Genomic DNA, 23,752 nt, shown 5'->3' on the forward strand with positions numbered 1-23,752 from the left:
TCCTGCTGCGGCCACCAGCGCCAGCATGGACGTCCATCCCATCCCGCAGGTTCCTGCCATGTCACCCATCCGCTGCTTGCTGCTGTGCCTTGCCCTCACCGCCTGCGCCCGCACTGCCGTCGCCCACGACATCGTCCCCGCGGACTGGTGCGTGGATGAAAACGCAAAGCCCGAACGCGTGGCCGCGTTCAAGTTCGATGGCGGCCAGATCCGCGATGTCATGGCCAAGTGCGGCATCCTCGAAGGCGAGGACCACTTCCACACCGTCGCCAACGCAATGGGCGAATGGTGCAGGATCGTGGCGCCGCGCCAGGACGCCATGCCCTTTATTTCAGGGCCGTCCAGCTTCATCGACAAGGACCACCATGCGCGCTACCGCATCGACGACGGCATCACGGGCATCTGCGCGGTCTGCGTGCGCCCGTCGCGCTGATCACGCACCGGCTTGCGCCTGCAGCGCCGTACTGCGCGCATGGGCCAGCACCCCGTCCACGCCAGCCTGCAGCTGCTGCCGGCTGGCCGCGTCCAGGGCCGGACACTGCGCCAGCACGTAGTAGGCCGTGCGCACCACGCTGCGCCATCGCGGCTGCCGCGGCAACCGCGCCACGGACAGGTAGCGTTCCAGCGCGCGTGCGCGCAGGCGCCCGTCATCCACGTTCACCCGCCACAGCCGGCTGCGCTCTGCCAGCTCCAGCCGGCTGCTGCCGGTACAACGCTCCCAGGCCTCCACCGATGCCAGCATCAACGCCACCAGCTCGCTGCGGAACGCCTGCGGATCGGCCTGCCTTGGCACGCCCACAGGCGCTTCGGGTGGCGGCGGCGGTGCGACCGCCGGCCGGGGCGCAGCTGGCAGCGGCGGTTCCACCTTCGTCGCGTACGATGCCGCACGCTGCCGGCGCCGGCGACGCCGCAGCGCGAACGCAACCATCACCGCCAGCATCATCGCCAGCAGCGCAGCAACGGGTCCAACCGCGCGCCCTTGCGAGGCCGGCGCACCTGCCTGCAGCCGACGCTCCTCTTCCGCTTCGAAGCGCACGCGCATCCAGTCCAGTCGTTGGTCGTGCTGGGCACGCGCCTGCGCCAACGCACGTTCGTTGGCACGCTCCAACGTCGCGTTCGCCGCCGTTACCTCGCCGCTGGCGCCCTGCACCGCAGCCAGCTCCCTGAGCAGATCCACTTCCACCGGGTCGCGGTCAGCCAGCGCCGCCAATGCCGATTCCAGCTGCATCCTGGCCTGCGCAAGCCGACCGTCTGCCCGCTGCACGCGGGCCACCTGCAACTGCAGGGCCGCCGGCAGTGGCAGCGACCAGTAATGGGCCAGCGCCAGCGCCGCTTCCTGCCAACCGCGGGCGGCGCCTACATCCCCCTGCGCCAAGGCCACCCGGATCAGCCCATCGTGCACGCGCAGTGCATACACCCGGTTGCCCGCCTGCTGGTACTCCTGCAGCGCTTGGCGCAGCCAGGCCGCGGCCTGCACGGGATGCCCGGCGTCCAGCGTCACCTCCGCCATCGATTCCAGCACGTGCGCTGCTTCGACGCCGTCGCCGGTCGCGCGGCTTGCCTGCAACGCCTGCTGGTAGTAGCCCAGCGCGGTCTCGCTTTCACCCAGCGCCCGGTACACATCGGCGATGTTGTTGAGCACCGCGCTGGTCGCGCCACCCTGCGCACGCCGCAGGGCAAGGCTTTCGGTCAGGCTGCCCAGCGCCCCACGGAAGTCACCGATGCGACGCTGCGCCGAGCCCAGGTTGTTGAGTGCGCGGGCCGTTCCTTCCGCATCATTGGCCGCACGCGACCACGCGGCGGCACATTCAAACCGACGCATTGCCTGGGGCAACCGCTCGCGACGATAGTCCAGCACACCGCGCTGGCGGGACACCGCTGCACGCAGCGCGTCCGCGCCGCTCCCGGCGTCGTCGACGACCGCGTCGGCACAGTCCAGCAGCCGCTCGGCATCCGCATCGCGCGCGCCCTGCATCGCCTCGCCGGCGCTTGCCAGCAATGCCGCCACGCCCTCCGCTGGCGCGCCGCTGGCAGCAGGCAACAGGCGGCTGCGGCACAGCCGCGCATCCGGCAACATGCGGTTCGTGGAAAGTCCGCTGCAGGCCGATGGGTCCGCCGCGCCGGCCAGTACCGGCCAGGCCAGCGCCAGCAGCACCCAGCCGCCCTTCACGATGGATCGCCACAGCGTCCGGTGCAGCATCCCGACTCCGCCGTCGTGCGCCTACAGCCGCCTACTCTAGGATCGCGGTGCGTCTGCACGCCGAAAACCGATCAGCGCATGCCACCTGCGACAGACGACGTCGCTGTCCATCAAGACTGCTGCGGTCCCTGTGGCCGATCACGAACCCGTTTGCCTGCTTCCCGCTTGGGCCGCGTTAACCTCGCTGTCGGATCCTGCCGTAATCTTGGCAGGACACCATCGCTACAGAGCACGCCATGACCGACGCCCATGCCCAGCCCGCCGATGAAGCCGAACGCCAGCGCGCGCTGGACGCGCTGCACATCGTTGGCAGCCTTCCCGAACCGGCCTACGAAGACATCGTCAAGGTCGCGGCGGCGGTGTGCGGCACGCCGATGGCGCTGGTTACCCTGATCGATCGCGACCGCCAGTGGTTCAAGGCGCGCACCGGCGTGGAGGGCCACCAGACCGAGCGCAACGTCGCCGTCTGCGACCATGCGATCCGCCAGCCCGAACACCTGATGGAGATCGGCGACCTGCAGCAGGACGCGCGCTTCGCCGACAACCCCGTGCTCAAGGAAATGGGTGCGCGGTTCTACGCGGGCATGCCGCTGGTCACCGACGACGGCGCCGCGGTGGGCAGCGTGTGCGTGGTCGACCTGAACCCGCGCGAGCTCAACGAAACCCAGCGCGAGGCGTTGAAGGCGCTGGCGCGTCTGACGATGTCGCTGATGGAAGCGCGCAGCCGCGAACGCGAACAGGCAGTGGCGGAAATCCTCAACCAGGGCCTGGAGATCGAAGCGGGCTCGGCACCGGAAGCGGCGGGCCGGTATTCGGTGGTGATCCTGGAGCTGCAGGACCTGGATGCGCTGTCGGCGCGGCTGGGCGAACGCGCACTGGAACGCCAATTGCAGCAGTTGGACCAGCAGCTGGAGCAGTGCCTGCAGCCCGCACGCGGCGACAGCATCAACCGGGTCACCGGCAGTGGCGAGTTCATCGCGGTGCTGGGCGTGGAGCAGGACGCCGATACGCTGGCCGCGCTGCAGAAGGTGGCCCAGGACCTGCGCCACACGCTGGGCGCATCGCTGCTGATGGGCAGCGCGGGTACCGACAGCGGCGAGCCTACGTCGGCGGTGTTCCTGCGCGCGGACAAGGCACTGAGCGCGGCGAAGGACAGCGTGGCGGTGTCCTGATGCTGCATGCCTGACACATGCCGCGCTGCGCGCTCGCCGAGCGTGGCTCGGCGCTACCAGAGCGACGCTTCCCGGATCGGCAGCTATTCGTAATCTACTTTCGCCAACGTCTTCACCCACGCCGGCACTTCCGGCTCACCCGCATAGAACGTCTTCGGCCGCTTCTCGGCCATGGCCCAACGGTGCAGCCAGCTCGGCCCGTAGCGGCCGTCATACCCGGTGGTGCCGCGCGCGTACGCAGCATCCTGCATCGCCTCGTCCAGGCTGACGAAGCGATAACCACGCCGCTGCGTCGCCGCCACCAGCTCGGCGAAGGTCGCCGCGTTGAGCTCGTTGGCATGCATCAGCCACACCTGCGGCAGCGCATAGCCCAGCAGCGCCACCGACTGCGCCTCGTAGTAATCCAGCTTGTTCAACATGTACGGCACGTAGCCGCGGCGCAGCTGCCGCAGCACGGCCTCGCGCGCCGGCGTGTCGGCCTGCTCGTTGAGCACGTTGGCATAGGCGAAGGCCCATACCCACTCTCCGTTGTCCACCGTGACCGGCGCGATGCGGTAGCCATGTTCGGCGAAGAATACGTCCATGCGCGCACGATCTTCCGCCGTGCGGCCGGCGCGCAGGTACGGGTGGCGCATCCACGTCGGCACCTGCCCGCGCTCGGCCAGCAGCGGGCGCAGCACCCGCTCACCGCGCAGGAAATCCTGCTGGAACGCCTCCACGCCCTCGGCATTCAGATCCATGTGTGACCATGTGTGGTTGCCCAGCGCATAGCCCGCATCCAGCCAGTCGCGCAGCATCTGCACCCGCTGCGGCTGCACCACACCGTCCACTTCCAGCTTGTTCTCGTTGACGAAGCCGACCACCGGCACGTTCGCCTGCTTCAACTGGCCCAGCAACGCCTGATGGCGCGCCTGCAGGTCCGCCGGCTGGATCTCGTCCAGTCGCGCCCATGGCAGGTCATCGATGGTGACCGCAATACGGCGGTCGATCCCGGCCGCATGGCCGACACCGGCGATGGCAAGCAACAGCAACGCAAAGAAACGTGAGGTCATCAAGGTCATCGGGGCCACGGCGCACGGGTAGTCGAGCAGCCCGTGACTCTAACGCTGTTTGGCCGCCCACATGTTGTCCACCAGGTTCGGATACGGTCGCCCGTTCTCCTCGGCCCGCTGCCGCGCGGCCGCCTTCTGCGCGTCGGTCAGCGGGCGCGATGCCTGCCCCTTCGGATTGGGCTTTTTCCAGGGCGGCGTGGTCGACTTGCGCATGAAAGATTCCCGTAGCGTGGACGCAACAACGCCCGGCGGGGAAGCCGGGCGTCGTTGCAGGCAACTGGCGCAGCTTACTTCTTGAGGAAGTTCAGCAGGGCCAGGTTGAAATCATCGGCATGGCTGACATTGCAGCCGTGCGGCGCATCCTTCAGCACCACTACTTCGCTGCCCGCGATCGCCTCGTGGGTGCGCTTGCCGGAGCCTTCGAACGGCACCGTGCCATCACTGTCACCGTGCAGCACCAGGGTCGGCACGGTGACCTTCTTCAGGTCCTCGCGGAAGTCCGTGGTACCGAAGGCCTTCTGGCAGCCCAGTGCGGCGGTCTGGTCGGACTGGTGGGCCAGCGCCACCGCTTCCAGGCGCTGTGCCTCGGTAACCTTCAGCTTGCCGTTGGCACTGAAGAACTTCTTGGTGAAGTCATCGAAGAAGGCTTCACGGTCCTTGGCCAAGGCGCCGGCCATCTCATCGGCGGCTTCCTGGGTCAGCGGGCCGTCCGGGTTGTCACTGGTTTTCAGCAGGTACGGCGGCACCGCAGCGGCGAACACCACGCTGTGCAGGCGCTCTTCACCGTGGTTGGCGATATAGCGCGCGACCTCGCCACCGCCCATCGAAAAGCCGACCAGCGAGACATCCTTCAGGTCCAGGTCTTCGATGACACCGGCCAGGTCAGCGGCCAACGTGTCGTACTCGTAGCCATCAGCCGGCTTGTCCGAACGGCCGAAGCCACGACGGTCATAGGCGATCACCCGGTAGCCGGCATCACGCAGCACCGGCACCTGGGCCTTCCAGGACTCAGCCGACAACGGCCAGCCGTGGATCAGGACAACCGGGCGGCCAGTGCCACCGGAATCTTCAACGTGCAGACGGACGCGGGACGCAGTCATGGCAACTCCATGGAAGGGAAGGAGGGTCAACGCTAAGGGGCCGGGGCTTGGGCCGTCGTGAAAGATCGGGGCGCCGTCGTGACATGGCCTGCACGGAGCGGACCGGCGCACCTGATCGCCTGCACCGCGCGCATGCCCCCACGCTGCCCTATCATGACAACACCGTTGAAACACCGATCCCGCAGGACCGCAGTACGCATGACGCAGCACTGGACACCTTCGCGCCTGGCCCTCGCCCTGCCCCGCTCTGCCGCATGGAAACTGCACCTGGATGGCGAGGACATGGTGATCCACCTCGGCGACGCGATCCACCGGCTCACCCTCGGCTTCGATGCGCGATTCACCGTGAAGCGCGGCCTGCTGTGGGCCAGCGTGGTGGTACAGCGCCGCGAAGGCCCGACCATCACCCTGGACGGCCTGTCCCACGCCGACGCCAGCACCCTCACCAAGGCCCTGCACACGGCCGAACAGGCGCAGGACCAGCGGGAGCGCGGCCCCGCCTTCCTGCATATCCTTGACCTGATGCGCCAATGGAATGGCGATGCCGAGGAGCTGCTGACTGAACGCCGCGCGCAACGGCGCTGGATCAGCCACGACGACCTGCAGGCGCTGCTGGATGCGCGTCCCGCGCTGGACATGGGATCCACCGCCCTGCACACCCTGTTCCATGACACCGACCTGCCGCTGGATGAAGACGAACGCGAATCGGCGCTGATCGAACTGGAGCTGTGGGAACAGGACTGGAGCGCCGCCTGCGACGCCGTCAATGCGCAGATACTCACGGCCGAGCGCAGCGCGTCGCGCGCCCTGCTGGACCGCGTGGAAAGCCGCCCGCTCACCGACGAACAGGCGCACGCGGTGATCTGCTTCGACAACCGCGTGCAGGTTGTGGCCGCCGCCGGTTCCGGCAAGACCTCCACCATGGTGGCCAAGGCCGCCTATGCCATCCGGCGCGGTTACGCCGAGCCCCGCCAGATCGTCATGCTGGCCTTCAACAAGGAAGCGGCCGGCGAACTGCAGCAGCGCACCGATCGTGCGTTCGCCCGCCTCGGCATGGGCGAGGGCGTGGTGCAGGCGCGCACCTTCCACGCGCTGGGCCTGGCGATCATCGCCAGCGTCACCGGACGCCGCCCGCAGGTGCCCGACTGGGCGGTGGATGCCACCCTCGGCCTGCATCGGCTGGCCGACCTCATCGACCAGCTGAAGGACCGCTCACACGCCTTCCGCACGCGCTGGGACATGTTCCGGCTGGTGTTCGGCCGCGACCTGCCGGCGCAAGGCGGCGCGATGGATGCCGACGGCTGGGACAAGGATGGCAGCGGCTACGTGCGCACCCTGCAGGGCGAGCGCGTGCGCAGCGTGGAAGACTGCATCCTGGCCGACTGGCTGTTCTACAACGGCGTGCGCTATGCGTACGACCGCAGCCAGACATTCGACCCCGGCGAGGACGCCTTCCACGCACAGTCCACGCAGTTCCATTACCCGGATGCCGGACTGCATCATCGGCATGGCGGCGCGGACACCGATCCGCTGCCGCACACGGATGGCCGCCATCTGGACACCGGCTCGCACGACCTGCGCATGGGCTGGGCCTTCGACGACCTCGAGCAGGCACTCGCCGCCGGTGGCGTGGCGGTGGATCCCAACCCTGACCGCGACATCCCGGACGACGGCCAGAAGCCGATGCCCGACGCCGAGCTGATCGGCCTGATGCGCACCTTCATCAGCCATGCCAAGAGCAACTGCCTGGGCCTGGATGACATGGCCGCGCGGCTGCGCGACCTGCCCGAGGATCAGTTCAAAGAGCGCTACCGTCGCTTCCTGGAGATCGCCGGACCGGTGCTGCAGGCCTGGGACGATGCACTGGATGCCGAGCACGCCATCGACTTCGAGGACATGCTCAACCAGGCCGCCGAGCATCTGGAACAAGGCCGCCATGCAGCGCCTTACACGCTGGTGATGGCGGATGAGTTCCAGGACGCTTCACGGGCACGGGCACGCCTGTGCCGTGCGCTGGTGCAGCAGCCGGGCACGTACTTCTTCGCGGTGGGTGACGACTGGCAGTCGATCAATCGCTTCGCCGGTGCCGACGTCTCGGTGATGACCCGCTTCAACGAATGGTTTGGTCATGGGCAGGTGCTGCGACTGGAGCAGACCTTCCGCTGCCCGCAGGCCCTGTGTGATGTTTCCAGCCGCTTCATCAGCGCCAACCCGGCGCAGATCCGCAAGCGCGTATGGTCCAGCACCCCGAGCCATGGGCCGGTGCTGCAGGCAGTCCAGGTCGCCGCGCGTGATCAGCTCACCGATGCCGTAAGCCAGTACCTGCAGCAGCTGCACGAAGCGAGCCTGTGCGGTGCGATGCCGGCGGGCCGGGACGGCAAGCTCAGCGTATTCGTGCTGGGCCGCTACAACGCGGACCGCGCCTACCTGCCCGGCAACTGGCGCGCACGCTTCGGCGCGACGCTGGAGGTCAGCTTCCTTACCGCCCACCGCAGCAAGGGCATGGAAGCGGACGTGGTGATCCTGCCGGCCCTGCTGGACCGCGCCTTCCCCAACCTGCGCGCGGACGATGACGTGCTGTCGCTGGCGATGCCCGATGGCGATACCTATCCGCTGGGAGAAGAGCGCCGACTGTTCTACGTGGCACTCACCCGTGCCCGGCGGTCGGTGGCGATGTTCACCGTTTCCGGAAAGCGCTCGGCGTTCCTGGACGAACTGGAGCGGGACGGCGCGGTGCAGGTGACCACGCTGGATGGACAGCCGGTAAAAGAGCGTCGGTGCCCGGCGTGTGGGACGGGCGTCATCGTGAAGAAGACCGGGAAGTACGGTGACTTCCATTCGTGCTCGGGGTATCCGCGGTGCGAGCACAAGCCGCGGGTGATGGCGTAGCAGCACATCGCCCGGGAACGGTAGTGACGGCCGCTGGCCGTCAGGCGGGACAGGAGCGGAATCGGTTCCCACTTCTCGCATTCCGGTATCAAGTGGAGCAACTGAGGACCTGAATCCGAGTGAAAACTGCTTGGCAGATTTCGCTCATACGCAAGCGTACAGACTCCATCTGTCGCTTTTGGCGCTGCTCTGTACCTTCGAAGCAAGACACACTTGCGCCCAGTTGGATTTCACCAGAAGTTCACATAGTATTCAGGTTATCAAAGGCGCAAGGAAGGCGCAGTACGCGCCATGCCTCCGACTCAGGGGATGAGAAGAATGGTGTTGTGCAAGCGAGGTCTATTTTTAAACGTTGCAACGCTGCTTGCGATGATGCCAATGAATCATATTGCGTCAGCGGCCTCATCAGACACCGAGGCAGCAAAGGGCATCCGTATTCGCTCAGTACTAGATGGCAACGGCGGAACCCGTACGACCGATCTAGAACGAATTAATGTATCGGAGAAGAGGCCTACGCAGAATTTTTTCTACTCTCCACGTTTTGCTCCTGGTGGTGACGGCGGAGCGCGCGGGGCATTCTTGGCTGCCAAGTCGTCCAAGGAGCAAGAAACAGACGACAAGCGTGATGCTTGCGAAAGCAAACAGGCAACTGGCCAGTCAACTGAAGGGAACCCAGTAGTTCTCTACACCGGCAACAAGGTGGAGCATGAAGTCGACTTCGCCAGTAACGGCGAGATGGGCCTCTACCTCCAGCGCACCTACAACCATCATTGGAGCGCCACCGGTCTGTTCGGCCGCCACTGGCTGAGCAACTTCGACTACTCGCTGGTCTACTCTGACGCCCAGAACATCCTATGGGCGCAACGTCCCGACGGCCGACGCATCAAGTTTCTGCTCGATACCGCCAGTGGTCGTTGGTACGAAGACAAAGCCCAGCCGGTTGCCTACATCACACGCGACGGCAGCGGCGTGCTTACGCTCTTCAACGAAGACCGCGGCATAGAGATCTATAACGTAGAAGGCTTCATTACGGAGCGCCGTAACGAGCAGGGAGTGAAGTGGACCTTCGCCTATAACAACCGCTACCTGCAGACCGTCACCCATTCGTCTGGCAGGAAGATCACCCTCGGCTGGACCAACGGGCAGCTTACCCAAGTTACCGATCCGGCGGGAGCAATTTACCGATACACCTACACCGCCAACGCATTCGGCAGTGGCACGGCAAGGCTAGCCAGCACTACCTTGCCCGGAACGCCCGCAACGACCATTGCCTACCACTACGAGGATGGGCGGTTCGCGGGTGGACTCACCGGTAAGTCGTTCAACGGCGTCCGCTACTCCACCTTCGCCTACGACGCCGACAGGCGCGCAACCCTGTCCGAACATGCCGGCGGTGTCGAACGCTATACCTTCGGTTATTCCGTGCTTAGCACCGAGGCTGTGAGCCCGCCCCCTGCCCCCGTTGCCCCCGGGAAGCCAATGACCGGCGGCACCGAACCGGAGGCGCCCTGGTGCGAGCCGCGTCCCGGCGGTGAAATCTGCTACGTGCCGCGCTCCCTTCCCGGCGGTGGCTTTGTTCCCGCGAGCATGAGCGCAGGCTTGCCAATGAACGCAGTCGCCAGCACGACGGGAACCAAGCAGCGCCCGGTGAAGATCCAGGTCACCACGACCAACCCGCTGGGCAGGCGCACCACTACCGCCTATGACGATGGCAAACAGGTATCAGTGACCGGCGATGCATCGCCGCGCTGCCCGGCGAGCTTCAAAGAAGCGTCCTACGATGCCAATGGCTACCCTGATCTTGTCCATGATTTCGCGGACAACCTTACCGACTACGACTACAACGCCAAGGGCTTCATGCTCAAGCGGGTGGAGGCGGTGGGGAGTAGCGCCGCCCGTACCACGCAGTGGCAATGGGACGCCACAACGAATCGTCTAATCAAGATGACCGTTCAGGGCGATCACGAGGTCACTTACACCTATGACAGCCGTGGCAATGTGGCCACGGTTACAACAAAGAATCTCAGTAGCAATGGCCAGTCCCAGCAGAGCCGCGTGCTTCGCTTCACATACACCTATCATTCCAATGGATTGAAGGCCACCGTCAAGACGGATGGCCCCCTTGCCCAGGACGACGTGACCGAGACCTACAACAGCCAGGGCGATCTGGCATCGGTCCGGAACGCGCTCGGCCATCAGGTTACTTACGCGAATTACAACGCATTGGGCCTGCCACGAAGGATCACCGGCACAAACGGTGAGGTCACCGAGATCACCTACGATGCTCGCGGGCGCGTAACGTCGCAGAGGCAGAGCATAGGTACCGGCTGGGCGACGTCCAGTACCACCTTCGACGCGGCCGGCAATGTGGCAAGCATGACCCGCCCGGATGGTGTGACCACACGTTTCAGCTATGACGCGGCAAAGCGGCTCATGCAGGAAGTACGGCCAATGGGCGATGGAACCTATGCGTGGACATACAACAGCTATGACAACGCGTCGAACCTGACGCGGACCGAAGTGCGCCATGCCGACTTTCCTATGGGGAGCGCGGTTACCGGCGCCGTCGACTCGATTACCCACGATGCGAACTGGAACTGGTCCGTCCGAGGCTGGGCCTGCACCTCCGGATCGAACAGCTCGATTGACGTTCACGCTTACGCTGACAACGGGGTCGCCCTCGGTGCGTTCACCGCAGACCAGCCCAGCGAACCTGGTGTGGCGGCCGCCTGTGGCGCGAGCGGGAGCAATTACAGATTCAATATCCCGATCACCCTCGCCCAGCGCCACCAATTGGGCGGCAAGAAGCTGACGGTTTTTGGGATCTCTCCCCTCGGTGGTAGCCACAATGTGGCACTCGCCGGTTCAGGTTCCCATGCGATCCCGGAGGCACCCGTCATCGGCCGCGTAGATGCCCTGAATCGCGACGCGAACTGGAACTACTTCTTGGAAGGCTGGGCGTGCTCGGTCGGCTCGGCACAGTCTGTCCGAGTCCATGGTTATGCCGGCGGTCCGGCCGGAAATGGTGCGCTCGCGTTTGACGTCGTAGCAAATAGGCCGACGGGTGCTGGGGTAGCGAACGCGTGTCAGAGCGGCGGGAATGCCTACGCCTTCGCAGTCCCTATCGACCTTGCATTACGACACGCGCACGCAGGGAAGCCGATCTACGTCCATGCTATCTCACCATTCGGCCACGACAATCCCCTTATCGAGCAGTCTGGGGCTCACGCTGTCCCATCTGCACCCGTCGCGGGAGATATAGGTGGCGTCACACGGGACGAAAACTGGAACTACTTCGTGGAGGGCTGGGCCTGTTCCGTTGGACACGCGGGTTCGATCGATGTCCATGCCTATGTCGGCGGCTCCGCGGGTACCGGAAGCTTTGCGGGGGTTGGTCGCGCGGATCTGGCAACCGGACCGGAAGTCGCCAATGCGTGTCAGAGCCACGGCCAAAACTACCGGTTCCGCTTGCCACTGGACCTATCGACTCGTAGCGCACACGGCGGAAAGGCGATCTACATTCATGGAATCTCGCCGTTCGGTCAGGCGAACCTCACGATCAACAACTCCGGCACATACAGCGTGCCATCGATCGTGCGCACGGCGGAGAATCTCAGTTTCAACACGACGCCCGATAACATCACTAACGGTGAAGGCACCACACTTTCCGCACAAGTGCGCAACACGGGCAATGTGGTCTGGTATGGCGATACCTACCTTGCGTGGGGCTTCATCCATCTCACCGAGAACATGCAGCTGAGTGCGCCTGTAAAGCCGGGAGAGATCGTAACCTTCAGTCGCCGCATTTCTCCTGAGAATCCAGGAAATGGCGGTCGCTACTTTGAGTACTCCGCACAGATGGCGACCAACGGCACAGCATGGGGTCCTCGCTCCACGACCGGTGTAACCGTGCACAACAATCTGCCCATCTGCACCGGCCGCATTTGTGAGGACCCACGCCGCGTCGCCCCAGGTGTTGGACTGGATGCCAAGGAAGGAGGACGCTGATGTCCGCATTGACCCTTGCCCTGATGGGCCTTAACAGCGTCGTGTTCAGTGTGAACTACGAATACGACGAAATGGGCCGACTGATTGCCGAGCGCGGTAACAGCGGTCAGAACGTACGTTATGCCTACGACGCAGAGGATCGTCTGACCCAGGTCACCGACTCGCAGAACCGCGTAACGCGCATGGAATACGACCCGCGTGGGAGGCTGCTCAGGCAGATTGATGCCGCGGGCGGAACCACCAGCTTCTCATACGACCTCGGTGACCGCGCGACGCGCGTGGTGGATCCACGCGGCCTGGCTACGACATATGCCTATGATGGATTCGGTCAGTTGTGGCGCCAGAACAGTCCCGATACCGGCACCACCTCGCATACTTTCGATGCAACCGGCCTGCTCACTGCGACGACGCGCAACGATGGCTCCAGCACGACCTACAACTACGATGGGCTGGGGCGAATGCTCTCCGCCAATTCCGATGGCCAGCAACTGGCCTATGTGTACGATACTTGCAGCAGTGGTAAAGGCAGGCTCTGTGGACTCCGTGCTCCCGGAACTGAGTCAAACTTTGCTTACAACGCTCAAGGACAGTTGACTGCAAGAATCGACTGGATCACGTTCGGCGGCACGCACTCGCAGAACTCCACCAGCTACGAGTACGACGCTCTGGGTCGGCCCGCCAGAATCGTCTACCCGGACGGAGCCGTGGCGGATTATGGCTACGCCGCTGGCGGCAACCTCAACTCACTCTCTGTAAGTGGAGGTGGCAGTACCCATGGAGTCATCAATGGCGTGCAGCTGAAAGCTACCGGTGCCAGAGCATGGCTGTCTTACGGCAACGGCCTTGGCAGGGGATACAACCACGATCTCGACGGCCGGATGACCGCTATGTCAGTAAGAGGACCTAGCGATTGGATGAGCTATCTCGACTATGCCTACAGTCCAGATAACGAGATCACCCAGATTTCAGACGCACGTACAAGCAGCCTCAGTCAGAACCTTGGCTACGATCGGCTGAGCAGACTGGGATCACAGAGCCGCAATGGCGTGCACAGCCAGCTTTCCCACGATGCTGGCAGCAATTTGATAGGCATCCAGACAGGCGCTGACTTGACGCGTTTTGTCATCGATTCTCAAAGCAATCGACTGCTGGAAGCTATTGATCCGTCGGGCACTCGACGCTATCAGTACGATGCCCTGGGCAACCGCATCAGTCAGACGCATGGCGGTCGGACTACGACCTATGACTATGGCGCCTTCAACCGGATGGAGCGAAGCAACGTCGATGGGCGTGTTACCGATTACCTGCTCAACGCTCAGGGGCAGCGTGTCAGCAAGCACAGTGCAACCAGCACAAGCCGTTACTTCTACGCTGGTCAGAACCAGTTGCTTGCCGAGCAGACGGACGGGCTGTGGACGAACTACCTGTGGTTCGGGAACGAACTGGTAGGCCTGGTGCGCAACGGCAACGTGCTCAACATCCACAACGACCATCTGGGGCGGCCGGAATATGCAACCGACAGAAATCATTCGGTTGTATGGAAGGCTTACAACTACGCGTATGGACGGAGCGTTACCCAAGACAGCATCGGCGGACTTAACATCGGTTTCCCAGGGCAGTACTACGATGCCGAGACAGGGCTTTGGTACAACGGCTTCCGGGATTACGATGCGGAGAGTGGGCGATATGTGCAGAGTGATCCCATCGGCTTGCATGGAGGAACCAACACTTACGCGTACGCAAGTGGCAACCCTGTTTCAAATATTGACTCACTAGGGCTTGAAACCGTGGGCTCGTTCAACAATGGCGGCCACAGGCTGAGCTGGGAGGATGGAAGAAACATTCGCCCCCCAGACTTCATCAAGGTTAGCGTCTCATTTTATGTTTTTGGAGCAGCCAGATCTTTCTCTAAGAGCGGTGCAATGTTCGCAAGTGGCGGGCTTAGCCGTCCCTATCCAAGGCCTAATGGTCGACTGCAGGCATCGATTAGCGTCGGCTGGTTGAACCAGTGCGAGGTCCCCACGGGCTCAGAGGTCGACAGGCACCTCGAAGGCTTCGGTATGTCCGGTGCCGGGGGCTACCGCGGAATCGGCGGCGGGATCAACATGTCGCCTGGTGGAGGCTCTTCAACCGAGATCGGCATTGGACTAGGTGGCGGATTCTCACCCGGCGAGATATCCCGCTACGATGGAGAATGGGGGGGAGGCTGGTGAAGATTAGACTGATTATTGGAATATTAGCGTTTATCGCAATTTCTTATTCCTGGCTATTTGTATCTCGCGGCGTACTGGATGGGGATTGGAGGAACAAGCCTACTAATCTTCAGTTGGCGACGGCGGCAAGTCACATTGAGCTACCCCCGGGTGGTGACTGGAGCGATTTTGTTTTCTTTTCCCGCGGCACCTACATTGGGGCCGCCAGGAGCTCCACAGTGGAATTGAATCGGGATGAGGCAGCGTCTCACTTCATTGACCTTTCCAAAAGCTCGCATTGGCGACTGCGCGACGATCACGCGACCTCAAGTTCGCGACGACTTAGGTTTTGCGATGGAAATTTCTCGCACGAAATTGAACTTACGAAGCGAGGTAGCACGACAAAGATTTATGCAGGGACTATATGGCATACAGATCGAGGCAGCCCCCTCTACTGTCGGGCCTAGTTTACTCGGTACGGACGCCCATACAGGACGTATGTAAGCTCCCTCCCAAGATATTCGTTCGTTGAAATCCTCAAGACCGAATCATCAGCGAGCACTTACCTTACTCTGATAAATCTTCAACCTATATGTAGGCGACCTCCCTCTAATAAACATCGTCCTTGACGCATCCGTGCTCCATGAAAATAACACTTCATTTTATTATCAGCGCGCCTGCCAGAACGCTTGAAACAGACGATATGAGGCGTCGGGCAGAGCTATCACTGTAGTTGTCGGTCTAGGTCTATCCGTGGTTGGCCGCATCGACCCCGTCAACAACACGCCGCTCAAGCCTGCACATGAAGGTGATAGCAGTGAATAAGAACAGCATTCATCTCATAAACGCGACGGTGACTTTCGCAATCTTCGGCGTATGCGCCGCACTGATGGCCGTCAAGGTTGTGGAAGGACAGGAACTGTTCTTCCGGCACTACTTACTAGGCTACCTGGGCTGCTTTTCCCTTCTTCTCTCGGTTGTGTGTCTGGTGAACTTTCTCAATAGGCGTGGGGGCTAGACCACCGTGGTGCAGCGCCCAGCGGTGCACGCAGCATGACCTTTAATTGCCAGCCGACCGCCAGATGCAATTACTCCTGCAGTGGTTGTCGGTTAGGATATCTGCCAATGACATCGCTTTTCACAACCACCTGCCCGTCGTGCGGAACACGTAAGCAGAGGTTCGGCGTATTGACGGCGATCAATCGATCCCAGGTCACGAGTTGCTGGGCCTGCGGCGAGAAAATTGTTTCGGAGGTGTACTACGGGAGATACGTTTTACTCATAGTTTACGTCCACATTGCATTTGCCGTCTTAGGCGTTCCGATAGTTCTAGGTATGGTCGCGAAGGACTGGCTTGTCGTCGCATTCTCACTGGCAGTTTTCGTTTCCCTGTGCTGGCCGGTTGCCGCTTACCTGCATGCGAATTATTCAGAGATCAGACGCGGCGACTCACGTAGTTGATCCAGCAAGGATCAATGAGTGCCCCTCTGTGGTCAGGGTGAGGTGCAGAAGCTGCTGAACGGGCGCCGCAAGGATCAGTGACGACCAACGGTCGTCACCCACCCTTTGTGGCCGTTGATACCGGGTTACAGGGCGATGCGCGCTACGCTTTCCTGTGCGCCTTTTTCTTCCTTGTCGCCGTTCTTGATGCTTACGTACAGCACGTTGTTCCTGGCATCCAGTGCCAGGCTGTTCGGGTGCGTGGGCACCGACCACTCGCCGATCTTCTGGTAGCTGTTGCTGTCGTAGCCGGTCACCGTGCCGGCTTCGCGGTTGGTCACGTACAGGCGCTTGCGCGGTGCGTCCAGCAGGATGCCCAGGGTGCCGGCGTCGGCCGGGATGCTGGCCAGTTCCTTGCCGGTGGAGCGGTCCAGTACCAGCACGCGCTTGCCGGGGTGCGTGGACGCGAAGCCTTCGATGCTGCTCCCCTGGTACTTGCGGATCATCTCCGATCCCTGGTCGGTGATGAAAAGGCGCGGGCCGGCCGGATCCAGTGCGATGTTCATCGGCTGCTCGGCGCTGACCTTGTAACGCTGTTCGACCTTGCCGGTGTCAGTGCCCACCACCACCACTTCGCCCAACAGGTTGCTGGTGTAAACGCGCTTGTTGGCCGCATCCAGCGCCAAGCCCGGGGCCTTTGCGTTGCCCAGGCCGGGGATGGTATCCAGCAGCTTCAGCGACTGCGTATCCACCACGAACAGCACGCTGCCCTCGCCGGAGTGCCCGGTGACGTACAGGCGGTGGTTGCCGCCGTCCACCACCAGCTCGCGAAGGTCGTGTGTGTAGCTGGCCTTGCCGTCCTTGCCGACCTTCTTTTCCATCAACTGCACGATGCCGATCGCCTTGTCCTGCGCGGTGTCGACCACCGTCACCGACGTGTCCACGGTGTTGCCCACATACAGGCGGTCGTTGGCATCGTCGAGCACCACGCCGAAGCCCTTGCGCTCGAGCGGGATGGTGGCCTGCACGGCCAGCGTGGACGGGTCCAGCTTGAGCACCTGGGCCGGGCCGGCGCCATCGCCGAAGCCACCGGAGGAGGCCACATACACCGCGCCCTGCCTGGCGCTGTAGGCCAGTTCGTACAGACCCTGCGCCACGGCATTGCGCTGTACGACGGCGGCACTGCTGGCGGTCGGCGTGGCGGCGTGGGCGGCGGGTGCGGCCATGCCGGCGGCAATCGCCACGGCCAGAGCAGCGACGGTGCAGCGTCGGGCCATGGCCGGGGTCTTGGAGAAGATCGAATTCATTCCAGCGTCCTTGTGTGAGTCAGGAGAGATCCTTGGCTCGCGCGGCCGCGTATGCAGTGCAGAAACACCGAAGCGGCCGGCCACACGACGACGGCGCGGGCAGGCTGGCTGAGGGCGACATGGTAACCCAGCTCTCTGCTCGCGGCATCCGCACAGCCGCTCGCGCACGGCCTATGGCGGCTGCGACGCGCTCCACCCGCTTCGGCCTCGCCAAGCGATCAGTCAGGTTCACGTCCATGCAGGGATGTCCATAGTCCAACCGCCCAACCTGAGCGGAGATTCTTCATGGCTACACCATCGGTACGTTCATGCCTGCTGCTCGCCCCGATCCTGCTGGCCGGACTGGGCCCCATGGCCTACGCGGCAAGCCCGCCTGAAACCGCCGAGGTCACCCTGGGCGGGTTCGTCTACCGCTGGCCCGTGAGCCAGCTTGACGGGCCCGATGGGCCGCCTCCACGGGGTCCGGTGGAGTTGACGTTGCTGGCACCTTCGATGACGCCGCGCATGGAAGCATCTCGCCCCCAGACTGGCTTTGGGGTGCAGGCGATGCTGCAGGATGTGCCCGTCACCATCGAATCACCAGAAGGCATCACGGTGAATGCGATGCTGGAACGCAGGCTGGTCAATGACGATCGCAGTGTGGTCGGATCGTTGGAGCGCCGTGATCCTCGTGAGCGCCTGGAGTTGCGGGTGCAACAGCCCGAACAGTGGGGGCTGTCACCGGCCACCATCAATGAACAGCTGATGGACACCTATGCGCGCGACTACCTTACCCGCTACGGAAAATCGCTGCCGCGCTCGCCAGCCTTCGAGCCGGATTGGTATATCGCGCGTGCCGCCAATGGTCGGGTCGGCACGTTCATTTCCTGCGACCGACCGCACACCGCGCTGCCATCAGCCGGCGGGCAGACCGCTGGCGATCCTGCAGCGAACGATGCCACCCAGCTCGCCAGCTGCATCCACTATTTCATCGATCCAGGCCGCAAGCTGTTCATCCAGATGAGCTACCAGCGGTCGTGGCTCAAAGATTGGAAGCACATGGAAGATGGGGTGCGTGCACTGATCGGGCGGTATGAGGTGCGGTAGAACGCATAGCAGCGGCCGAAAGCAGCGCGGCCCGCTCACCCCATGCGCTGCACGGCCGCCTGCTGTTCCTGCACCTGGGTCTGTTCCTGCACGGCCACCTGCTGTTGCGACTGGCTGATCTGCTGCGCCTGCTCCATCGATTCACTTACCGGCGTCTGCGCAGCGACCGCGGTGGGCATGCTGGCACGCAGGTGGGCAGGGTCTGATGGGTCGCCCTGTACAACGAAGACATTGGTGCCGGCGTGGCCCTGCTCATGGGCTTGGCTGAGCAGCACGTGGTCCACGCGGGACAAGCCATTCTCCTTGGCCAGGCAGAACAGGCTGCCGCACATGCGCTCGCTGGTTTCGTCGGGGGTGCGCCCGTGCTGCTCATCGATTACAGCTACTTTGCCACGGATGGACTCAAGCATTTCCCGATCACCGGCCGGCATATCTTGTTCGCTGATGAAGCGCTGCAGGAAGGTGCGCTCGGGCATCAGGTTGCGCTCCTCCTTGTTCAGTTCACTGTCGGGATAGGGTGCTCGAATGCTGCGGATGTATTGCTGGTTGCTGAGCGGCTTGAGCGAGCCCTCAAAGTCGCGATCCTGCATGAAGACCAAGTTCGTACGATGCAGGCCTGCATGGTTCAGTGCGCCCCATGTGAAGTCGATGCAGCTGTTGAAGGCGCCGTGATACTCCTTGCTGAACCCATATCCATTGGGATCTTCCCCGAATTCAATCAGCTTCTCGTACTGTGCCTTGCTGATTTCCATCGTGCGCGTGTAGAACGGATTTTCATACTTCTGAACGTCATCTCTCTTTACCTCACCTGGACCAGTTACCACGCCATGAGCAATGGGGGCAAAGCCATAGCTGGAGCTGTTGATTCCGTCTGACGTCTCGTAATAAACGTGGCCAGCCGCCGAAGGTTCGGCACCTTCGATGGGTGTCCCAGGGGCCGCAACATAGATGGAAACCGTATACCTCTTTTGCATGTTTCCCCTCACTTTCCCCTGTACTGGTAAGCCAACAGAAGCTCAGCATCTACTGAAGCAAGCTCAGGCTGGGGATTGATCAGCTTCAGCCGCAGCGTGTAGGTTCCAGGCCTCGCCTCACGTGCCCATGCAAACGCCAAGGACCTGCTGCTCGGTGCAGCACTTGATATCCCGGCCTCTGCAACGGATATCCGGTCGACGGTTGTATGTACCACGCGCGGGACGCGACCATCCGGTCCTACTGACACGAGCTCTGATGGCCCGTGACCTCGAAACTCCCTTCGAACCAAGGGAACCACTATCTGCTTACCGGACTCAGTGCGAGTCAGTTCCAGCTCCGCCTGCAAGCCTGACTCCGAAACAACGCGCGCTATTGCGGCCGAGGCAGCCTCATCTGCACCCGTAAGGCGAAGTCCGATCGTCAGCGTGCTGCTCGAGTCAGCCCCAGGAGGAGGAAGCTCGAACTCCACGATCAACGGCTCGGCCATCGCAGTCAGTGACAACGGCCTGACCAACGGCACGACGTCCTCGCGCGGCGCTACAGGTCCAGTTCTGGCCGTAGTCTCCGGCTCCTTTGCTGGCTGGCAGGCCACCAGCATGGCGCCGCAGCCACAGAGCACCAGTGCTGACAGGACAAACTTGATTGATCGCATCGGCATTCCAGAGTACTCCGGATAAAATACATCTTCGGCATGATGGACAGCCGCTAGTGCCGACCTTGGTCGGCATGTGCTGGGGAACGGCAGGTAGCGACGGCTGAAAGCGGCGTGGCCCACTCACCCCATCCGCTGCACGGCCGCCTGCTGTTCCTGCACCTGGGTCTGTTCCTGCACGGCCACCTGCTGTTGCGACTGGCTGATCTGCTGCGCCTGCTCCATCGATTCACTTACCGGCGTCTGCGCGGCGACCGCGGTGGGCATGCTGGCACGCAGGTGGGCGGGGTCTGATGGATCGCCCTGGACCACGAACACATTGGTGCCGGCGTGGCCCTGCTCATTGGCTTGGCTGAGCAGCACGTGGTCCACCCGGGACAAGCCATTCTCCTTGGCCAGGCAGAACAGGCTGCCGCACATGCGCTCGCTGGTTTCGTCGGGGGTGCGCCCGTGGGCAGCATCCAGAGACGCCACGCTGCGGTTGACCTGGTCCATCATTACGCGGTCGCTGTCGGACAGCAGGAACTGCTTCCAGTCGCGTTCCGGCATGGGGTTGCGCTCGACCTTGTTCAGGTCGCTCTCCGGGAACGGCGCCTTGATGCTTTCGATGGCGGGGATGTTGTTCAAGGGCTTCAGTGCGCCCTCGTGTCGCTCGATCGGGATCGGCCCGACCTGCATGTGCAGTCCGGCATGGTTCAACGCACCCCAGGTGAAATCGGTGCAGCCGTTGGAGAAGGCGTCGTACTTCGGGTCGAAGCCGAAGCTCGTGGGCTCGGCGCCGAACTCACGGATCTTCTCGTACTGCTCCCGGGTGACCTCGATAGTGCGCGCGTAGTACGGATCTACGTAACTCTCCGCGTCGAAGAGCGAGACCTTGCCCGTGTAGACGCCGTCGACGCGCTTGTCAGGCTGCCACCCCATGCTCTCTTTCTCTTTTCCGTTGTCCACCTGCAAATACATATGGCCTGTCAGAGAAGTATCACGCGGCGCATCGGGCTCCTCCGGATTGATCAATCGTGTACCTGGTGCTGCGGCGTATATCGTCACGGTGTAGCGATCGGATTTGCTCATGCTCATTTCGCTCTTGCGTTATATCCAAGAATCAATTCCGCCGGACGCCCCCGCAACTGGGGGCGTGACTCCAAGAGTTCTACGCGCAGGTGATATCTTCCTGGTGGCGGGCTAGCTGCACGGGCAAAGGAAAGAATTTTGGACAGAACGTCCTCGCGCTCCAAACCCGCCTCGTACAGCATCGTGCCATCCAGCCCGGCGGCCCTCACACCGGGCGTGAATCCGTCTTCGCCAAGGGGGATGCGCTCCCGCAGATCAGGCCCAATGCGCAGCAGTGGAACATCATTCCTCTGCTCACCCTCGATACGCTGCAGATGGACCCGAGCCGGCAGACCGCCACGGACGATCAGGTCAGAGTAGGCGATGAAGGATTTCACCTCCGTTCCCTCGATTCGTACCCCGATAATCAGCGACGACCACGCCAGCTCCCCCGGCGGCGGCAGATCAAACTCCAGATCCGCGATCACACCCGGCTTGTCCAGCGCCACGGGCCGCGTCAGCGGCACCTGCGTGCGTGCGGCGGCCTGCGTGGCATCAAGCGGCGCCACAGCAGGTGCATCGGGCGCTGATCCACTGCAGGCAGCAAGGGCGGCCAGTGCGACAGAGAGCGCAGTAGTTCGAAGGCGGCCTGGTGCCGATGTCAGCATGATGCATACCTATACGTGGCGTGCCGTCGCTGTAGGACGGGCGGGGTAGGTGTCCTGTCTTGCCGAGCATAAGGGAAGCGACTCAGCTGAGGGTGATGAGTGTCGCGCTTCATGCCTCCCTGCTGACGTTGGCTGCACTGGTGTGCGTCCCATGGGTCTCGGGGCGCTTCGGCAAGACCAGCAAGGGCGAGAAATAGAGCGGTCGGAACTGGCTTCTGCAGGGCCGTGCCCGACAGGGCAAACGTTGTCGCTTCCAATGGGCTCCAAAGGATCACCCCATCCGCTGCACGGCCGCCTGCTGTTCCTGCACCTGGGTCTGTTCCTGCACGGCCACCTGCTGTTGCGACTGGCTGATCTGCTGCGCCTGCTCCATCGATTCACTTACCGGCGTCTGCGCAGCGACCGCGGTGGGCATGCTGGCACGCAGGTGGGCAGGGTCTGATGGGTCGCCCTGTACAACGAAGACATTGGTGCCGGCGTGGCCCTGCTCATTGGCTTGGCTGAGCAGCACGTGGTCCACGCGGGACAGGCCGCTTTCCTTGGCCAGGCAGAACAGGCTGCCGCACATGCGCTCGCTGGTTTCGTCGGGGGTGCGCCCGTGGGCAGCATCCAGAGACGCCACGCCGCGGTTCACCTGGTCCATCATCGTGCGGTCGTTGTCGGACAGCAGGAACTGCTTCCAGTCGCGTTCCGGCATCGGGTTGCGCTCGACCTTGTTCAGATCGCTCTCCGGGAAGGGCGCCTTGATGCTTTCGATGGCGGGGATGTTCTTCGTGGGCTGCATGACGCCCTCGAATTTTTCGAAGGAAACAGGACCCACATTTGCGTGAAGTCCTGCGTGGTTCAGAGCGCCCCATGCGAAATCGGTGCAGCTGTTCGTGAAAGCGTTATACGAAGAATCGAATCCGTGCTCCTGAGGGGAAGTCGAGAACTCCCGTATCTTGTCGAACTGCTCCTGTGTCACCTCGATCGTTCGGGCGTAGTAGGGATCGGCGTAGGTACGCACATCGCTTGTGACAGGAGCCCCAGAGAAGCCGCCACCCGGGATGGGGCCGTCCGGCTGCCAGCCGGCACTTGCTCGATCATTGCCGTGCGCCGTCTCCAGGTACATGTGGCCTGTCATCGAAGTTCCTCGAACGACATCCGGCTGCTTCGCATCGAGCAGCTTTGTTCCTGGGGCAGCTACATAGATGGTCACGGTATAGGGCTGGTTCTTGTCCATGACTATTTCGACTTCCCGTTATAGGCGATGACCAGTTCGGCCTGCTGGCCCTCCAGCTGGGGTCGCTCCTCCAGCAACTCAACACTCAGCTGATATCTCCCAGGCGGAGGAGCTACCGCGAAGCCGAATGCAAGGACGTTGTAGATGGTCCCCGGCTTGATCAGTCCAACGTCTCGCAGCATTGCGCCATTTACGCTCTCCTGCCGCACACCGGGCGTAAGTCCGTCGGGACCTAAAGGGACTCGTTCGTGCAGATCATCGCCAATCCGCGTAAGCACGATGTCCGATGGGTGCGTGCCGCTCAGATTCTGCAGCCTGATCCTTGCGGGAAGCCCGCCATTCGCGATCATGCCAGAACGAGCGAGCATGGCCTTGGCCTTCTGCTCTTCGATCCTGACCCCTACGATCAGCGTCGAATCCGCATAGGGTCCCGGCGGCGGCAGATCAAACTCCAGATCCGCGATCACACCCGGTTTGTCCAGCGCCACGGGCCGTGTCAGCGGCACCTGCGTACGTGCCGCGGCCTGCGCGGCATCAAGCGGCGCCACGACCGGCGGCGACGGGGCAGGATCGCTGCAGCCAGCGAGCGCTGCCAATGCCACAGCGAGCGCGGCATTTCGGAGACGTCCTGGTGTCGGACTCAGCATGATGCATCCCTGTTCGAGGCGTACCCGCACGGACTGGCGGGCGGTCTGGTTTCCTTGCTGTGCAGAGCATAAGGGAAGTGGCTCAGGGGGAA

At 62.9% G+C, this 23,752-nt stretch carries 16 protein-coding genes; 6 read left to right on the forward strand and 10 right to left on the reverse strand.

Features of this window, described 5'->3' with window-relative positions:
* The first annotated feature begins 58 nt into the window (after positions 1-58).
* Entirely contained in the window at positions 59-433 is a 375-nt protein-coding gene (locus tag QE373_RS16325; RefSeq protein WP_123700305.1) for a hypothetical protein, read from the forward strand.
* Here QE373_RS16325 and QE373_RS16330 read toward each other — a convergent pair whose 3' ends face one another.
* Entirely contained in the window at positions 434-2,200 is a 1,767-nt protein-coding gene (locus QE373_RS16330; RefSeq protein WP_309688516.1) for a tetratricopeptide repeat protein, read from the reverse strand.
* Between the two features lie 236 nt (positions 2,201-2,436).
* On the opposite strand from QE373_RS16330, the gene QE373_RS16335 reads away from it, so the two are divergent.
* The gene (locus QE373_RS16335; protein ID WP_309688518.1) at positions 2,437-3,372 is read left to right on the forward strand and encodes a GAF domain-containing protein; all 936 of its coding nucleotides are present in this window, start codon (positions 2,437-2,439) and stop codon (positions 3,370-3,372) included.
* 83 nt (positions 3,373-3,455) lie between these two features.
* On the opposite strand, the gene QE373_RS16340 is transcribed toward QE373_RS16335, so the two are convergent.
* The 3 genes from QE373_RS16340 to QE373_RS16350 all read right to left on the reverse strand — a co-directional run bounded on the left by QE373_RS16340 (position 3,456) and on the right by QE373_RS16350 (position 5,524).
* Positions 3,456-4,424: a polysaccharide deacetylase family protein gene (locus QE373_RS16340; protein ID WP_309688521.1), complete on the reverse strand. Its 969-nt coding sequence runs from the start codon at positions 4,422-4,424 to the stop codon at positions 3,456-3,458.
* A gap of 48 nt (positions 4,425-4,472) precedes the next feature.
* On the reverse strand, positions 4,473-4,637 hold the full coding sequence (locus QE373_RS16345; protein ID WP_182657244.1) for a hypothetical protein: 165 nt from the start codon (positions 4,635-4,637) through the stop codon (positions 4,473-4,475).
* A 74-nt stretch (positions 4,638-4,711) separates the two neighbouring features.
* The gene (locus QE373_RS16350) at positions 4,712-5,524 is read right to left on the reverse strand and encodes an alpha/beta hydrolase (protein WP_123700302.1); all 813 of its coding nucleotides are present in this window, start codon (positions 5,522-5,524) and stop codon (positions 4,712-4,714) included.
* A 198-nt stretch (positions 5,525-5,722) separates the two neighbouring features.
* On the opposite strand from QE373_RS16350, the gene QE373_RS16355 reads away from it, so the two are divergent.
* The 3 genes from QE373_RS16355 to QE373_RS16365 all read left to right on the forward strand — a co-directional run bounded on the left by QE373_RS16355 (position 5,723) and on the right by QE373_RS16365 (position 14,634).
* Positions 5,723-8,413 (forward strand): UvrD-helicase domain-containing protein, encoded by a 2,691-nt coding sequence (locus tag QE373_RS16355; protein ID WP_309688529.1) that lies wholly within the window; start codon positions 5,723-5,725, stop codon positions 8,411-8,413.
* Between the two features lie 318 nt (positions 8,414-8,731).
* Positions 8,732-12,421 carry a DUF6531 domain-containing protein gene (locus QE373_RS16360; protein WP_309688531.1) on the forward strand — a complete coding sequence of 1,230 codons (3,690 nt, stop codon included), beginning with the start codon at positions 8,732-8,734 and terminating at the stop codon, positions 12,419-12,421.
* The gene (locus QE373_RS16365) at positions 12,421-14,634 is read left to right on the forward strand and encodes an RHS repeat-associated core domain-containing protein (protein WP_309688534.1); all 2,214 of its coding nucleotides are present in this window, start codon (positions 12,421-12,423) and stop codon (positions 14,632-14,634) included. Before QE373_RS16360 ends, QE373_RS16365 begins: the two co-directional genes overlap by 1 nt.
* Before the next feature lie 1,565 nt (positions 14,635-16,199).
* Here QE373_RS16365 and QE373_RS16370 read toward each other — a convergent pair.
* Positions 16,200-17,360 carry a YncE family protein gene (locus QE373_RS16370; RefSeq protein ID WP_309688537.1) on the reverse strand — a complete coding sequence of 387 codons (1,161 nt, stop codon included), beginning with the start codon at positions 17,358-17,360 and terminating at the stop codon, positions 16,200-16,202.
* Positions 17,361-17,645: 285 nt separating this feature from the next.
* Between QE373_RS16370 and QE373_RS16375 the strand changes: the two genes are divergently transcribed.
* A complete protein-coding gene (locus QE373_RS16375; RefSeq protein ID WP_309688540.1) occupies positions 17,646-18,446 on the forward strand; it encodes a hypothetical protein in 801 nt (266 codons plus the stop codon).
* Positions 18,447-18,481: 35 nt separating this feature from the next.
* On the opposite strand, the gene QE373_RS16380 is transcribed toward QE373_RS16375, so the two are convergent.
* The 5 genes from QE373_RS16380 to QE373_RS16400 form a co-directional block, all read right to left on the reverse strand.
* Positions 18,482-19,420: an XVIPCD domain-containing protein gene (locus QE373_RS16380; RefSeq protein ID WP_309688543.1), complete on the reverse strand. Its 939-nt coding sequence runs from the start codon at positions 19,418-19,420 to the stop codon at positions 18,482-18,484.
* Between the two features lie 776 nt (positions 19,421-20,196).
* Positions 20,197-20,994, reverse strand: coding sequence for an XVIPCD domain-containing protein (locus tag QE373_RS16385; protein WP_309688545.1), 798 nt, complete (start codon positions 20,992-20,994; stop codon positions 20,197-20,199).
* Between the two features lie 152 nt (positions 20,995-21,146).
* Entirely contained in the window at positions 21,147-21,692 is a 546-nt protein-coding gene (locus QE373_RS16390) for a hypothetical protein (protein ID WP_309688547.1), read from the reverse strand.
* A 370-nt stretch (positions 21,693-22,062) separates the two neighbouring features.
* Entirely contained in the window at positions 22,063-23,013 is a 951-nt protein-coding gene (locus tag QE373_RS16395) for an XVIPCD domain-containing protein (RefSeq protein ID WP_309688550.1), read from the reverse strand.
* A 2-nt stretch (positions 23,014-23,015) separates the two neighbouring features.
* On the reverse strand, positions 23,016-23,561 hold the full coding sequence (locus QE373_RS16400) for a hypothetical protein (protein ID WP_309688553.1): 546 nt from the start codon (positions 23,559-23,561) through the stop codon (positions 23,016-23,018).
* Positions 23,562-23,752: the final 191 nt, after the last annotated feature.

The sequence above is a fragment of the Stenotrophomonas sp. SORGH_AS_0321 genome, assembly GCF_031453215.1.
Classification (GTDB): domain Bacteria; phylum Pseudomonadota; class Gammaproteobacteria; order Xanthomonadales; family Xanthomonadaceae; genus Stenotrophomonas; species Stenotrophomonas chelatiphaga.

Excerpts from the sequence above, each read along its gene's own strand:
- QE373_RS16325 (WP_123700305.1), top strand. The coding sequence starts at position 59 with ATGTCACCCATCCGCTGCTTGCTGCTGTGCCTTGCCCTCACCGCCTGC.
- QE373_RS16330 (WP_309688516.1), bottom strand. The coding sequence starts at position 2,200 with ATGCTGCACCGGACGCTGTGGCGATCCATCGTGAAGGGCGGCTGGGTG.
- QE373_RS16335 (WP_309688518.1), top strand. The coding sequence starts at position 2,437 with ATGACCGACGCCCATGCCCAGCCCGCCGATGAAGCCGAACGCCAGCGC.
- QE373_RS16340 (WP_309688521.1), bottom strand. The coding sequence starts at position 4,424 with ATGACCTCACGTTTCTTTGCGTTGCTGTTGCTTGCCATCGCCGGTGTC.
- QE373_RS16345 (WP_182657244.1), bottom strand. The coding sequence starts at position 4,637 with ATGCGCAAGTCGACCACGCCGCCCTGGAAAAAGCCCAATCCGAAGGGG.
- QE373_RS16350 (WP_123700302.1), bottom strand. The coding sequence starts at position 5,524 with ATGACTGCGTCCCGCGTCCGTCTGCACGTTGAAGATTCCGGTGGCACT.
- QE373_RS16355 (WP_309688529.1), top strand. The coding sequence starts at position 5,723 with ATGACGCAGCACTGGACACCTTCGCGCCTGGCCCTCGCCCTGCCCCGC.
- QE373_RS16360 (WP_309688531.1), top strand. The coding sequence starts at position 8,732 with ATGGTGTTGTGCAAGCGAGGTCTATTTTTAAACGTTGCAACGCTGCTT.
- QE373_RS16365 (WP_309688534.1), top strand. The coding sequence starts at position 12,421 with ATGTCCGCATTGACCCTTGCCCTGATGGGCCTTAACAGCGTCGTGTTC.
- QE373_RS16370 (WP_309688537.1), bottom strand. The coding sequence starts at position 17,360 with ATGAATTCGATCTTCTCCAAGACCCCGGCCATGGCCCGACGCTGCACC.
- QE373_RS16375 (WP_309688540.1), top strand. The coding sequence starts at position 17,646 with ATGGCTACACCATCGGTACGTTCATGCCTGCTGCTCGCCCCGATCCTG.
- QE373_RS16380 (WP_309688543.1), bottom strand. The coding sequence starts at position 19,420 with ATGCAAAAGAGGTATACGGTTTCCATCTATGTTGCGGCCCCTGGGACA.
- QE373_RS16385 (WP_309688545.1), bottom strand. The coding sequence starts at position 20,994 with ATGGGGTGGCAGCCTGACAAGCGCGTCGACGGCGTCTACACGGGCAAG.
- QE373_RS16395 (WP_309688550.1), bottom strand. The coding sequence starts at position 23,013 with ATGGACAAGAACCAGCCCTATACCGTGACCATCTATGTAGCTGCCCCA.